The sequence below is a fragment of the Microbacterium sp. TPU 3598 genome (assembly GCF_002356155.1).
In the GTDB taxonomy this organism is placed as follows: Bacteria; Actinomycetota; Actinomycetes; order Actinomycetales; family Microbacteriaceae; genus Microbacterium; species Microbacterium maritypicum_A.
Genome location: NZ_AP017975.1, coordinates 100,185 through 113,419, shown reverse-complemented (window position 1 = coordinate 113,419; position 13,235 = coordinate 100,185). Strand labels below are relative to the sequence as shown.

The window sequence follows — 13,235 nt, the reverse complement described above, 5'->3', positions numbered from 1 at the left end:
GTCGGAGGGAGGTTCAGTCCTCGCCACCGCGGACGAGCGCTGCCGCGTGTGAACGGCTGCGCGCGCCGAGCTTCGTGAGCACATTCGAGACATGAGTCTTGACCGTCGGCACCGAGATGCACAGCCGTGCGGCGAGTTGAGCGTTCGACCACCCCTGCAGGATCCCCTCGAGCACTTCCTGCTCCCGGCCGGTCAGATTCGCGAGCCTCCCCGCATCCGGCACCGGCACGGGAAGCGCGGCGTTCTCGGCGACGGCGGCGAGCGCACGTCTCGTCACCCGCGGATCCAGAGCGCCGTCGCCCGCGGCGACCGCGCGGACAGCCTGCCCGAGGGTAGGGGCGTCGACCGTCTTGAGCAGGAATCCGACGGCCCCGGCGCGGATGGCCCCGAACACGAGGTCGTCTTCGTCGAAGCTCGTCAGGACCAGGACGTCGCCGAGACCGCGCTCGACGATCTCTCTGGTGGCCGAGATCCCGTCGCGCCCCGGCATCCGCACATCCATGAGCACGACGTCGGGGCGCAGTGCCGCGGCGTTGCGGACAGCGACCTCACCATCCGCGGCCTCTCCGACCACCGAGATGCCCTGTGTCTCGAGCATGATGCGCAGGCCCGCCCTGATCGCGCTGTGATCATCGGCCAGCAGCACGGTCGGCGCCGTCATGCCCGCACCTCCATCGGGATGCGCCCCTCGACCGCCCATCCACCCGGGGTCGGCCCCGCGGAGAAGACGCCGTCCAACGCGCCGACGCGTTCCCGGAGCATCTGCAGCCCCCAGCCTTCGTCGCCGTGTGCAGCCGCGCGGCTGGGCGCACCGCCACGCGAGCGCACCTCGACCCGCACCTCGGAGTCCTGCTCCTGAACCGTGATGTCGACGACGGCGCCGCTCGCATGGCGGATGCAGTTGTTCAGCGCCTCACGCACGATGCGGATGACGGCCTGCTCGCGTGCCGCACCGATGTCCTCGATGTCATCGACGACGAGATGCACGACGAGCCCTGCCCGCTCCGCCTCCTGCACGATTCCGCCGAGATCCGCCCAGCGCGGTGCGGGCGCCAGAGTCCCGTCGCCGCGACGGAGCACCGAGATCATGGATCGCAGCGCACCATGAGCATCGAGTCCCGCGTCGCGCACAGCCTGCAGGGCTTCTCGATCCCTGGCACGGTCGGGTGCGGACGACAAAGCCGCTTCGGCACGGATCGCCATCGCCATCACGTGACCGGCGACGACATCGTGCAGCTCTCTCGCCATCGTCTCGCGCTCACGCTGCACCGCTTCGACGCGGTCCCGCTCGGCGGCGGCGGCGGCCTCTTCCGCTCGCTGACGATGCAGCTCGGCGAGTTCGTGGGCCTGGGAGACCGCCACCGCCCACCAGTAGTCGGTGCCGAAGATCGCGCCGAACTGCACGCCGATGAGGAAGGCCACGGCGAACGGCACGTCGGTGAAGAACCAGGCGGCGAGGAAGAAGATGATCGTCGAAGCGCCCAGCAGGAGGAGCAGCACCCGCCTCCCCTGCGGCCCCGCCAGGAACGCCGCCGTCCACAACACGTCCAGCAGCACCACGAGCGTGCCGATGCCGCCGACGGTGAGCAGATCGACCACGAAGAGGAGCGTGACCAGCGCGAGGACCGTCACGGGCATACGCCGCTTGACGAGGGCGAGCGCGCAAGCGGGAAGCGCGAGGGCCAGTGCCCACCACGGCGAGACGGAGGTCTCGAGGATCGAGAACGGACCCCAGATGCCGCGGAACCCGAAGCCCGCCATGACGACCGCGAGGATCGCCATCCCGAGCGGATCCGCCCACCAGCGGTGCCGGCGGTACCAGGCTCCGAACCCGCCTTCGACCTGCTCGTGCATGCCCTCATGCAACCACGGCGCGCGCACTCGCGCATCCGACGAAGGGATGAGGGAGCCGAAGGAGACGATACTTTCGCCCGATCCGCAGCCGTCCCCCGTTCCGTGAACGTGGAGACATGGAACTCTTCGGCGGAATGCCGCTTCCCCTCTCCCTCGCCCTCCTGGCGCTGATCGATGGGCTGAGCGTCGGCACTCTCCTCATCCCCGTCTTCCTGCTCCTGCATCCGGGGCGGGTGCGCGCCGGACGCATCCTGCTGTATCTGGTGTCGATCGCCGCGTTCTACCTGCTCGTCGGGCTCCTCTTCCTCTGGGGGCTGGTGAATCTCGTCGACGTGGCGTCCGACTTCCTGGCCTCGCCCGCCGGCCTGGTCATCCGCCTGCTCGTCGGAGGAGCGCTCCTCATCACGGCCTTCGTGATGCCGACCGGTGACAAGCGCGCCAAGCCCACGTCGACGACCCCCACGTCGGGACCCACGACCCCGCAGGTCTCGGCGCGGACGGGGATGCCGGCGAGGTCGGCTGCGCACAGCTCGTCGATGACGACGCCACCCCCTCCGACTCCCGCGATGACGACAGACGCCGCGCCGCGCCCCGGTCGCATCACCCGGTGGCGCGAGCGACTGCTCGACCCGCGCACTCGCGGAACCGCCGTGATGGCCGTTGCGATCGCCGCCGGGCTTGTCGAGATCGCCACCATGCTCCCGTACATCGTCGCGATGACGATGCTGGCGGATGCGGGGATCGACACTCCGCTGCGTGTGCTGTCGCTCGTCGGGTACTGCGCGCTGATGATCCTGCCCGCTGTCGTGCTGCTCGTCCTGCGCCTGGTCGCCGCCCCCCTGGTGCGGCGGCCGCTCGAACGCTTCGCGGCCTGGATGGAGCGCACCGGCGCGGAGAACACCGCCTGGATCATCGGCATCATCGGATTCCTCATCGCCCGCTCCGCCGCCACCGAGCTCGGTCTCTTTCAGGCGATCGGGTCGTTCCTCGACCGATGACCGCCGCGCCCACCGCCTGCGACCGCGCGGCACTCCCGACGAAGTAGGCTCGACGGGTGCGTCTCGTCATCGCCCGCTGCTCGGTCGACTACACCGGTCGGCTCAACGCCCATCTCCCGCTTGCCACGCGTCTGCTCGTGCACAAGGGAGACGGGAGTCTGCTCGTGCACTCCGACGGCGGCAGCTACAAGCCGCTGAACTGGATGAGCCCGCCGTGCTCGCTCTCGAGCGAGACCCCCGGTGAGGAAGAAGCCAGCGCCGGCGTCGTCGAGGTCTGGCGCGTCACCCACAAGAAGACCGGCGATGCGCTGCGCGTGCAGATCTACGAGATCATCCACGACACCTCCCACGAGCTGGGCATCGACCCCGGGCTGCAGAAGGACGGCGTCGAGGCCGACCTGCAACGGCTGCTCGCCGAACAGGTGGACCGCATCTCCGAGGGCGCGACGCTCGTACGCCGCGAGTACCCGACGGCCATCGGGCCCGTCGACCTGCTGGTGCGCGATGCCGACGGCGCCGCGATCGCGGTCGAGATCAAACGCCGCGGCGACATCGACGGCGTGGAGCAGCTGACCCGCTATCTCGAACTGCTGGGCCGCGACCCGCACCTCTCCCCCGTGCAGGGCGTCTTCGCCGCGCAGGAGATCAAGCCTCAGGCACGCGTGCTCGCCGAGGATCGCGGTATCCGCTGCCTGGTGCTCGACTACGACGACATGAAGGGCATCGAGTCGGGCATCCCCCGACTGTTCTGAGGCGTCTCCTCTCAGCGCGCGGCGATGAGCCGGGGTGCCGGCCCCTCCAGGCGCGCGATCGCGATCTTCACCTCGAAGATCTGCTGCTCGACGCGATCGAAACGCGCATCGGACTTCGTCTCCATCGTGTCGAACCGGGTATCGAACTTCGCATCCTGGGCATCGCACCGGACATCGATTTTCGCGTCCAGAGCATCGCACCGGGCATCGAACTTCGTCTCCATCGCATCGCACCGGACATCGATTCTCGCGTCCAGGGCATCGCACCGCGCATCGAACTTCGTCTCCATCGCATCGCACCGCGTATCGAACTTCGTCTCCATCGCATCCCACCGCGCATCGAACCTTGCATCCTGCGCCGCGAATCGCGCGTCCATCCGGTTGATCATCCAGCCGAAACCGCTGATGATCGCCACCAGGAGCGTCACTGCTGTCGCCAGCATCGTGATGACTTCCACCGACACGTACATGCCCCCATTCTCGCCCGCGTATCCGCCGATGTCACGACCTTATATGGGGACAGACGGTGCCCACATGAGGTGTGCACAAGCTTTTGCGTTGCACACCTGTGCAGGACGAGCGGACACCCTCCGTTCGGCCCATAGGCTGGAGAGATGCCTCACTCCCCCTACTCCTGCGTGCTGTGGGACGTCGACGGCACCATCGTCGACGCGTCCGTCGGCATCCTCCGCCGGCTCAATGTCGCGCTGACCCACTTCGGCCGACCGGCGCCGACCCGCGAAGAGCTGGTGCACTGGATCGGTCCCCCCATGTTCCAGTCCTTCCAGGATCAGGCCGGAATGACGCCCGAGCAGTCCGCCGAGGCTGTCGCCTTCTACCGCACCCTCGGCAAGGCCGACGGCTACACCACAGACGTCGCGACCTACCCGGGAGTGGTCGACCTCATCCACGAGCTGCACGCCGCCGGAGTGCCCCAGGCGACGGCCAGCTCGAAGCCCGAGAACCAGGTCGACGCACTCGTCGACCACTTCGGTCTGCGCCCTGCATTCCTGACGACCGTCGGGGCGACCCCGGACGAGTCGACCCTCGCCTCGAAGACCGACATCGTGGCAGAGGCTCTTCGTCGGCTGCGCGAGCTCGGCGCCGACACCTCGCGTCCCGTCCTGGTCGGAGACCGGCACCACGACGTCGAGGGTGGCAACGCCAACGGCGTTCCCGTGATCTTCGTCGAGTGGGGGTTCAGCGATTCGCACGAGGGCGACGAGGCCGCGTTCCGTGTCTCCTCGGTCGAAGAGCTGCGTGCGCTGCTGATCTCCTGATCGCCCTCATCATCGCTCAGAAAGCACAGAACTCCCCTCCGGATGACGCATCGGGGACGCGATCCGGTGGGGAGTTCGGTGTCTCGCCCGTCTCAGACGGGGCGAATGTTCTCTGCCTGCAGGCCCTTCGGGCCCTGCGCCACATCGAACTCGACTCGCTGGTTCTCTTCGAGAGACCGGTAGCCGGATGACTGGATGGCGGAGTAGTGCGCGAAGACGTCAGCGCCTCCGTCGTCGGGGGAGATGAAGCCGAAGCCCTTCTCCGAGTTGAACCACTTGACCGTGCCCTGGGTGCTCATGTACTGCCTGTTCTGCTGGTGAAGAAGCCGACGCAGGGATGCCCCGACATCGCTAACGCTAGTGGAGGAGGCCCTGAGCGGAATAGCCGCCGCAAGAAGGTAATCCAAATGTTGCACGAGCGGCATCCGGCCGTCATCCGCGCGAGCGCGGGAGCGGGGCGCACGAGAACGCCCAGAAAATGGTGTGGCCCTCACCGCGGGGGGAGCGATGAGGGCCGAAGACGACCGGAGGGTGCGTCAGAGACAGCTTAGCCCCTTTTCGATGCTCTTGTCCCCCTTTTGGGGGACAAATCTGAACTTCTCTGCGAGACGAACGACAGCGGCCCCCTCGAGTAGCCCATTGGGGACTGAACTACTCGAGAGGGCCCAATCGCATGCACGGATCGTCTGCCCCTGGGGTGGGCCACCGTCTCCTGGGGAGAGACGTAGACGATCGATCCCCATGTGCACGCACCTTCACCATAGGGGAGGATCCACGTTCTCGCCACGGACCTTCATCGGCGCGCGAGTAGCCTGATCCGGTGACTCTGCTCAACAAAGACATGACGCTCTGCATCTCGCTGTCCGCGCGCCCGAGCAACAACGGAACACGCTTCCACAATCATCTCTACGAGGCGCTCGGCCTGAACTGGATCTACAAGGCGTTCGCGCCGACCGACCTCGCGCAGGCCATCGCAGGTGTCCGGGGTCTCGGCATCCGTGGGTGCGCGATCTCCATGCCGTACAAGGAAGAGGTCATCGCGCTCGTCGACCGGATGGATCCCTCGGCGAGCGCCATCGACTCCGTCAACACGATCGTCAACGACGACGGCGTGCTCACGGCCTACAACACCGACTACTCCGCGATCGCGCAGCTCATCGCACGCGGAGGTCTCGATCGCACGGCCTCGGTGCTGCTGCGCGGATCGGGAGGCATGGCGAAGGCCACGGCCGCCGCGTTCCGCGACGCCGGCTTCACGCGGGTGACGATCGTCGCCAGGAATGAGGCGAACGGGCGCCCCCTTGCCGACTTGTACGACTTCGCCTGGACCGCTGGGCTCGACGATGCCAGGGCGGACATCCTGGTCAATGTCACGCCGATCGGCATGGCCGGGGGCGCGGAAGAGCACACGCTGTCGTTTTCGGAAGAGGCGATCGGGGCGGCATCCGTCGTCTTCGACGTGGTGGCCCTCCCCGCGGAGACACCTCTCATCGCTGCGGCGCGCAGGGCTGGCAAGACGGTGATCACGGGGGCGGAGGTGGCGACCCTGCAGGCACTGGAGCAGTTCGTGCTCTACACGGGCATCCGTCCGTCGGCGGAGCAGGTGCGCGCGGCGGAGGAGTTCATGCGAGCCGGAAACGCCTGACGACTGCCCTCCCGCACGCAACCGGAAGCGACGAGCTGTCGGGCGCACGCTCCATCTTCGTTCCGGCGCCGATCAGCGATGTGTGGGAGCTTGTCACATCGGCAGGCCGCATTCCCGAGTGGGGGCCGAGCCGTGGGCACGATCGATGCCACGCTCGAACGCTCGGCAGATCGCGTTCGGCCGGTGGGCGGGCATCTCGCGCAGCGCGGATGTGCCCACCCACGGGTCGAACCGACTCAGCCCTTCGCGCCCTTACGGGGCTTGATGAACTCGGCCGGTGCGTTCTTCTCCCGCTTGGCAGCTCGCTTCTCCTTGAGCGAGAGCTGCGGCGCCTTCTTGCTGTCGCGACCCTGGATGGACTTTCCGGACATGGTTACTCGCTTCCCCTTCGGTGGCTGGCGTAACCTCCGACCATAGCCCGGAACCAGGGGAAGTCAAATTTCCCGCTGAACGGGAAAAATCTTCGTCGCCAGGCTCATGCCGTTTTCGGAATATTTAGTGAAATATCTCATGCGCGACACATTGCGACGGTGCCCGCGACAAGCCCTGGCGACCCCCGGGAATCCGCCGAGGAGAAACCCGAGCAGGCGGCGAGGCGAACGGGTTTGCTACCCTGGGAGCGGAACAACGACGGAGGACGACCTCCGACGGAGAGACAGACCGGGGACGACCCCGACAGGAGTCTCCCGTGAATCACTCGTCCACCTGGCCCCTCTGGGTCGTATCCCGCGAACCTCGGGCCGCACGCGCCACGCTCGTGCTGTGCTTCGTCTCGTTCTCCATGGTCAGCGCGGCAGCACTGTCCGTCGGCGTGCGCGGGATCTGGCTGGAACTCCTCCTCTCGGCGGGATTCCTCGTCTGGGCTACTGCGCAGTGGGTCTGCGTCGAGCGTCGTCGACATCGAGAATCGGCGTTCCGCCGCGACGTCGAGCGGTACATCCACGCGCTCTCCCGCTCCTCCGCTCCGGAGTGACGCCACCGCCGTCGATCGCCGGCCATCCGCCGCGAACGCCGCGTACCATCAGATGCAGTGCGCTGAGACAGCGCTGCGGCCGGGACGACCCGGTCGTGGTCACCACTCGGGGACGGCCCCAGCTCGAAGGAGTCCGGCGATGTCACGCACGGAACGGCAACAGTTGATCAGCGTCACGGACATCGTCCGCGTCATCCTGGGATGGGGGGCCTTCGCAGCTCTCCTCCTCCTCCACCCGGTGCTGGAACCCCCCGTGCCCACCCCGGTACTCATCATCGCGCTCGGGGCGATCATCGCAGTGATCCTCGTCTGCGCGTTCGGTGTCGTGAAGCAGGCCGAGGCCCTCGCGCACCGGCTCGGCGATCCCTACGGCTCGCTCGTCCTGACCCTGTCGATCGTGCTGATCGAGGTCATCCTGATCTCCGCGGTCATGCTCGGTCCGGGAGAGCACGCGACCATCGCCCGCGACTCGGTCATGGCCGTCTCGATGATCATCCTCAACCTCGTCATCGGCCTCGCTCTCCTCCTCGGCGGCCTCCGCCATCGCGGCATGGCCCACAATCGCACCGGCACCTCGGCGTATCTGTCGATGCTGGTCGTGCTCGTCGCACTCGCATTCGGCCTCCCCGCCCTCATCGGCACGGACGGCTCGTACACGACGGCGCAGGAGATCCCGATCATCGTGCTCACCCTGGTGCTCTACGCCTTCTTCCTCTACCGGCAGATGGGTGCCCAAGCGAGTGACTTCACCGAAGTCGACCCGCGCATGCTGGAGACCACTCCGCACCGGGCGAAGGCGGAGGCGGGTGGCGGGATCCGCGAGGTTCTCGCGGAGCATCGCACCGAGGTGCTCGTGCGTCTCGCGCTCCTGGTGGTGACCGTGATCCCCATCGTGCTCCTGTCGCATGACATGGCGGCGCTCCTGGACGACGGCCTGGGCCGCCTCGGAGCGCCGGTCGCCCTCGCCGGCGTGCTCATCGCGGGGATCGTCTTCCTGCCGGAGTCGATCACCGCAGTGCGTGCTGCTCTCGGCGGCGAGGCCCAGCGCGTGAACAACCTGTGCCACGGCGCCCTCGTGTCGACCGTGGGGCTGACCATTCCTGCGGTGCTGATCATCGGCATGTTCACCGGTCAGACCGTCGTTCTGGCGGAGTCGCCGGCGAACCTGCTGATGCTGGGCGTGACACTGCTGCTGTCGGTGACGACGTTCGCCGCGAAGCGGGTGACCGCCATGCACGGCGCCGCGCACCTGGTGACGTTCGCGGCCTACCTGGTGGTGCTCTTCAGCTGATCCTGGGTCGGTGGGGCGATGACCCCCCCCCACCGACCCCACCCCTCTTCTCGCGTGATATTTTTGGCATAGGCCAAAAGTCAATCACCGCCGGAATCCGGCACAGGAGGGAGCATCATGTCCACGAAGATCGCCATCAACGGCTTCGGGCGCATCGGGCGCAACTACTTCCGAGCCCTGCTCGCGAAGCACTCGGATCTCGAGGTGGTCGCGGTCAACGACCTCACCGACACGCGCACGCTCGCCCATCTGCTCAAGTACGACGCGGCGAACGGCACCCTGCCCGGACCTGTGAAGCACGACGACGCGCACCTGTTCGTCAACGGTCAGGCGATCCGCGTGTTCTCGGAGCGCGATCCACTCCGCCTTCCCTGGACAGACCTCGGCGTCGACATCGTGATCGAGTCGACCGGGCTGTTCACCAAGGCGGAGCTCGCCGCGAAGCACGTCGAGGCCGGGGCGCGGAAGGTGATCATCTCGGCGCCCGCGACCCGAGACGACGGAACGTTCGTGCTCGGCGTGAACGAGCACACCTACGACCCCGAGCGGCACCACATCATCTCGAACGCCTCCTGCACGACGAACTGCCTCGCCCCGGTGGCCAAGGTGTTCCACGAAGCCTTCGGTATCGAGGCCGGCCTGATGACCACCGTGCACGCGTACACGGCCGACCAGAACCTGCAGGATGGCCCGCATTCGGACCTCCGGCGCGCTCGGGCGGCGGGGGTCAACATCGTCCCCACGAGCACGGGTGCGGCCAAGGCTATCGGACGCGTCATCCCCGAACTCGACGGGAAGCTCGACGGGTTCGCGCTGCGCGTGCCGGTGCTCACCGGATCCATCACCGACCTCACCGTCACCGCATCGCGCCCCGTGACCGTGGAAGAGGTGAAGGCCGCCTACCGCGCCGCGGCGGAAGGGCCGCTCAAGGGGATCCTCCGCTACACCGAGGACGAGATCGTCTCCGCCGACATCGTCGCCGATCCGCACTCCTCGATCCTCGACGCGGGATTGATCCGTGTGATCGGCGACCAGGTGAAGGTCTCGGCCTGGTACGACAACGAGTGGGGCTACTCGAACCGCCTGGCAGACCTCACCGAGTACGTCGCAGCGCGGCTGCCCGAGCGTGAGGAGGAAGCCCGTGCCTGAGCCGCTGCTCGGGGCCGACGCCTTCGCGCTCGACGTCTCGGAGTGGGTGAACAGTGCCCCGATCAGCCCGGAATCGCTCCGCGGACGCGTCGTGGTCGTCGAAGCGTTCCAGATGCTGTGCCCCGGATGCGTGAGCCACGGCCTCCCGCTTGCCCAGCGTCTCCACGGCATGTTCGACTCCCGCGAGCTCGTCGTGCTCGGGTTGCACACGGTGTTCGAGCATCACGCCGTGATGGGCCGCGAGGCGCTCGAGGCCTTCCTGTCGGAATACCGGATCGAGTTCCCGGTGGCGATCGATCGGCCGCTCGACGGTCAGGCGATTCCGGCGACCATGCACAGATACGGACTCCGGGGAACGCCGTCGACGATCATCGTCGACCGGGAGGGGCGCGTACGTCAGATTGCATTCGGCGCAGTCGATGAACTGGCCCTCGGCACCTACCTCGGGCGTCTTCTCGCCGAACCGACCACACCATCGATGACGTCGGTCTCCGCCTCGATGTCGGAGGCCGGCGAGGCGTGCAGCATCGACGGCGTGTGCACCTGAGTCTCGACGGACGACCGGCACGCAGGACTCTGTGAAGGCCCGGCCCCTGGAGGCCGGGCCTTTCGTCAGGTCTCGACGCGAACGGACCTCTTTTCGACATTTTGAATACCCCTACCCCCTATAGGTATATGGTGATCTCTGACCGGACCCACCGGCACGCACCCTCAGGAGGAACCCATGTCCCGCCCGCCCATCTCACGAGCCCAGCGCTGGCTCGGGCTCGTCCTCATCGCCACGGCGCAGTTCGTCGTCATCATGGACACCTCGATCATCGGAGTGGCTCTGCCCGATATCCAGCGCGACCTGGGCTTCACTCCGGAATCACTGTCGTGGGTGTTCAACGCCTACGTCGTGGCGTTCGGCGGTCTGCTGCTGCTCGGCGGACGCCTGGCCGACGCGTTCGGCGCGAGGAAGATCTTCGTGAGCGGGTGGATCGTCCTCATCATCGGCTCGCTCCTCGCCGGCGCCGCCACCGACGTCGGGCTTGAGATCGCCGGTCGTGCCATTCAGGGTGCCGGGTCCGCTCTGATCGCTCCCGCCGCGCTCACCCTGCTCATGATGCTGTTCGGCGGCACCTCCGACCTTCCCAAGGCGTTCGCGGTGTACGGCGCCGCCGCCCCCATCGGCGGCACGGCTGGTGTCTTCCTCGGCGGAGTGCTGACCGAGTACGCGAGCTGGCCGTGGGTGTTCTACGTGACGGTGCCGATCGCGCTGTTCGTGCTCGCCTTCACGGCATCCACCCTCCCTCGCACCGTCCGCACGGCCGCCGGATCGATCGACGTGGCCGGTGCTCTCACCGTCACCCTCGGTCTCGCTGCCGTCGTCTACGGCGTCGTCAATGCCCCCGAGGTCGGATGGCTCACCTGGTCGACCCTGACCTTCGTGGGCGCCGGAATCGTCCTGCTCGCGATCTTCTTCGTGATCCAAGCACGCAGCCGGAACCCCCTGCTGCGCCTCGGGCTGCTGCGTGCACCGCTGTTGGCCGCGGCCAACAGCGCCCAGCTGCTCCTCGGAGCGGCTTGGGTGTCGATGTGGTTCTTCCTGAACCTCTACCTGCAGCAGGTCCTCGGGGCGAGCGCATTCGCCGCGGGTGCCGCACTGCTGCCGATGACGGGCCTGGTCGTCCTGGTGATGGTCGCCCTCGCCCCTCGCCTCCTTGCGCGGTTCGGAGCCAGGTCGATGATCGTCAGCGGCCTGCTGATCCTCGCCGGCGGCCTGCTCTGGCTGTCGTTCGTCCGCCCGGACGGCGACTACGCCGCGGACGTGCTGCCGGCGTCGCTCCTCGCCGCGCTCGGGATGTCGCTCGCCTTCGTCCCGTCGCTGGGCACCGCGATCAACGCCGCACCTCCGATGGAGACGGGCGTCGCCTCCGGACTCGTGAGCACGAGCTACCAGATCGGATCGGCCCTCGGGCTCGCCGTCCTCACCGCGATCGTCTACGGCATCTCGGGCACCGCTCCGACGGCGGTCGACCTGACGCGCGGGTACTCCGCCGCCTTCCTGGGCGCGGCGATCCTCGCCCTTGTCGGCGCGATCGTCACCGCGATCTGGATGACGAAGCCGCGGGCACGGAGCGAGGCGTCCGAGGAGTCCGTCTCCGTGTGACATCGGCCCCGACACCGACAGCGCCCCGCGGGCGCAGGGGGAGGATGATCCGCCCCCTGCCTCCGCGGGGCGGCGTGCATCCACTCAGGTGGTTCGGAACGCCGACCGATACTGGCTCGGAGTCGCACCGAATGCACGACCGAAGTGCTGGCGGAAGAGCGCGGCCCCGCCGAACCCGGTCGTCGATGCGACCGTGTCGACCGGGAGCGACGTGGCCTCGAGCAGCTCCCGAGCCGCCGCCAGCCGCTGCGCGAGCACCCACTTCGCCACCGTCGACCCCGTCTGCGCCCGAAATGCCCGGGTGAACGAACTCCGGCTGAGATGGGCTCGAGCGGCGAGGACGTCGATGGACAGATCGGCATCGAGGTTCGCGGCACTCCATCGCATCGCCTCGGCGATCGGGGCTCCTCCCGCGTCCGGAACCGGCCGCTCGATGAACTGCGCCTGTCCACCGGAGCGATGGGGCGGTGCGACGATCCTCCGGGCGACCCGGTTCGCGACGAGCTGGCCCTCTCGGCGGGCGAGGAGGTGCAAGCAGGCGTCGATCCCGGCCGTGGCGCCTGCTCCCGTGACGATCTGCCCCTCGTCGATGTACAGCTCGTCCGGTTCGAGCGCGACGCGGGGGAACCTGTGCCGGAACACGTCGGCCCACTTCCAGTGCGTGGTCGCGGTGCGACCCTCCAACACGCCGCTGTCGGCGAGGGGAAAAGCGCCGAGGCAGAGTCCGACCAGTTCGGCTCCCTCGTCGTGCGCGTCCCGCAGCGCGTTCGACAGCTCATCCGGCGCCGCCCGGTCGGGCTCGCCCCACCACGGCACCACGACGACGTCGGCACCGCGAACCGCTTCGAGCCCGTGTCGCACGTCGATGTCGAAGTCGGCGGAGGTGCGGAGCGTGCCCGCGCGCAGCGCCGCGACGCGGATGGGCCATGGATCGATCTCGCCGACGGGCGTCTCGCCTCCCCACACGAGGGACGGAACGGACAGGTGGAAGGGGCTGATGCCGTCGACGGCGATCACGGTCACACGCGGTGCGCTCATTGCGCGTCCCTCCATCCTCAGGGCGAGCCGATCACGGCGACGGCTGACCCGAATCCGGCTGTTCAGAGTCGTTCGGGTCAACAAGACTACAGACGACCCGAGA

15 protein-coding genes are annotated in these 13,235 nt (G+C 67.9%); 9 read left to right on the top strand and 6 right to left on the bottom strand.

What is annotated here, in order from left to right:
* Positions 1–13 precede the first annotated feature (13 nt).
* Together MST3598_RS00485 and MST3598_RS00480 are read right to left on the bottom strand one after the other, a co-directional pair.
* Positions 14–661 (bottom strand): response regulator, encoded by a 648-nt coding sequence (locus MST3598_RS00485; RefSeq protein ID WP_029260814.1) that lies wholly within the window; start codon positions 659–661, stop codon positions 14–16.
* Positions 658–1,854, bottom strand: a complete 1,197-nt coding sequence (locus tag MST3598_RS00480) for a sensor histidine kinase (protein WP_029260813.1) — start codon at positions 1,852–1,854, stop codon at positions 658–660. Before MST3598_RS00480 ends, MST3598_RS00485 begins: the two co-directional genes overlap by 4 nt.
* Before the next feature lie 116 nt (positions 1,855–1,970).
* Here MST3598_RS00480 and MST3598_RS00475 point away from each other — a divergent pair, with 116 nt between their 5' ends.
* Together MST3598_RS00475 and nucS are read left to right on the top strand one after the other, a co-directional pair.
* On the top strand, positions 1,971–2,852 hold the full coding sequence (locus MST3598_RS00475; RefSeq protein ID WP_029260812.1) for a GAP family protein: 882 nt from the start codon (positions 1,971–1,973) through the stop codon (positions 2,850–2,852).
* Between the two features lie 56 nt (positions 2,853–2,908).
* Positions 2,909–3,604, top strand: a complete 696-nt coding sequence (gene nucS / locus MST3598_RS00470; protein WP_021200066.1) for an endonuclease NucS — start codon at positions 2,909–2,911, stop codon at positions 3,602–3,604.
* An 11-nt stretch (positions 3,605–3,615) separates the two neighbouring features.
* On the opposite strand, the gene MST3598_RS00465 is transcribed toward nucS, so the two are convergent.
* Positions 3,616–4,074 (bottom strand): response regulator, encoded by a 459-nt coding sequence (locus MST3598_RS00465; RefSeq protein WP_096359329.1) that lies wholly within the window; start codon positions 4,072–4,074, stop codon positions 3,616–3,618.
* A gap of 144 nt (positions 4,075–4,218) precedes the next feature.
* Here MST3598_RS00465 and MST3598_RS00460 point away from each other — a divergent pair, with 144 nt between their 5' ends.
* Complete coding sequence (locus MST3598_RS00460; protein WP_029259501.1) at positions 4,219–4,884, top strand: HAD hydrolase-like protein; 666 nt, start codon at positions 4,219–4,221, stop codon at positions 4,882–4,884.
* Positions 4,885–4,976: 92 nt separating this feature from the next.
* Here MST3598_RS00460 and MST3598_RS00455 read toward each other — a convergent pair whose 3' ends face one another.
* On the bottom strand, positions 4,977–5,183 hold the full coding sequence (locus MST3598_RS00455) for a cold-shock protein (RefSeq protein ID WP_017203899.1): 207 nt from the start codon (positions 5,181–5,183) through the stop codon (positions 4,977–4,979).
* A gap of 521 nt (positions 5,184–5,704) precedes the next feature.
* On the opposite strand from MST3598_RS00455, the gene MST3598_RS00450 reads away from it, so the two are divergent.
* Positions 5,705–6,529 (top strand): shikimate 5-dehydrogenase, encoded by an 825-nt coding sequence (locus tag MST3598_RS00450; protein ID WP_269320233.1) that lies wholly within the window; start codon positions 5,705–5,707, stop codon positions 6,527–6,529.
* A 236-nt stretch (positions 6,530–6,765) separates the two neighbouring features.
* On the opposite strand, the gene MST3598_RS18735 is transcribed toward MST3598_RS00450, so the two are convergent.
* On the bottom strand, positions 6,766–6,900 hold the full coding sequence (locus tag MST3598_RS18735) for a hypothetical protein (RefSeq protein ID WP_017829963.1): 135 nt from the start codon (positions 6,898–6,900) through the stop codon (positions 6,766–6,768).
* Positions 6,901–7,217: 317 nt separating this feature from the next.
* On the opposite strand from MST3598_RS18735, the gene MST3598_RS00445 reads away from it, so the two are divergent.
* The 5 genes from MST3598_RS00445 to MST3598_RS00425 all read left to right on the top strand — a co-directional run bounded on the left by MST3598_RS00445 (position 7,218) and on the right by MST3598_RS00425 (position 12,094).
* Positions 7,218–7,502, top strand: a complete 285-nt coding sequence (locus MST3598_RS00445) for a hypothetical protein (RefSeq protein ID WP_029259499.1) — start codon at positions 7,218–7,220, stop codon at positions 7,500–7,502.
* 139 nt (positions 7,503–7,641) lie between these two features.
* The gene (locus tag MST3598_RS00440; RefSeq protein ID WP_029259498.1) at positions 7,642–8,793 is read left to right on the top strand and encodes a calcium:proton antiporter; all 1,152 of its coding nucleotides are present in this window, start codon (positions 7,642–7,644) and stop codon (positions 8,791–8,793) included.
* A 117-nt stretch (positions 8,794–8,910) separates the two neighbouring features.
* The gene (gap, locus tag MST3598_RS00435) at positions 8,911–9,942 is read left to right on the top strand and encodes a type I glyceraldehyde-3-phosphate dehydrogenase (protein ID WP_096359327.1); all 1,032 of its coding nucleotides are present in this window, start codon (positions 8,911–8,913) and stop codon (positions 9,940–9,942) included.
* Positions 9,935–10,489, top strand: a complete 555-nt coding sequence (locus tag MST3598_RS00430) for a peroxiredoxin family protein (protein ID WP_197020549.1) — start codon at positions 9,935–9,937, stop codon at positions 10,487–10,489. The genes gap and MST3598_RS00430 overlap by 8 nt, the downstream gene beginning before the upstream one ends.
* 177 nt (positions 10,490–10,666) lie before the next feature.
* Positions 10,667–12,094 carry an MFS transporter gene (locus MST3598_RS00425; RefSeq protein ID WP_021201332.1) on the top strand — a complete coding sequence of 476 codons (1,428 nt, stop codon included), beginning with the start codon at positions 10,667–10,669 and terminating at the stop codon, positions 12,092–12,094.
* Between the two features lie 84 nt (positions 12,095–12,178).
* Here MST3598_RS00425 and MST3598_RS00420 read toward each other — a convergent pair whose 3' ends face one another.
* Positions 12,179–13,132 (bottom strand): GlxA family transcriptional regulator, encoded by a 954-nt coding sequence (locus MST3598_RS00420; RefSeq protein ID WP_029259496.1) that lies wholly within the window; start codon positions 13,130–13,132, stop codon positions 12,179–12,181.
* Positions 13,133–13,235: the final 103 nt, after the last annotated feature.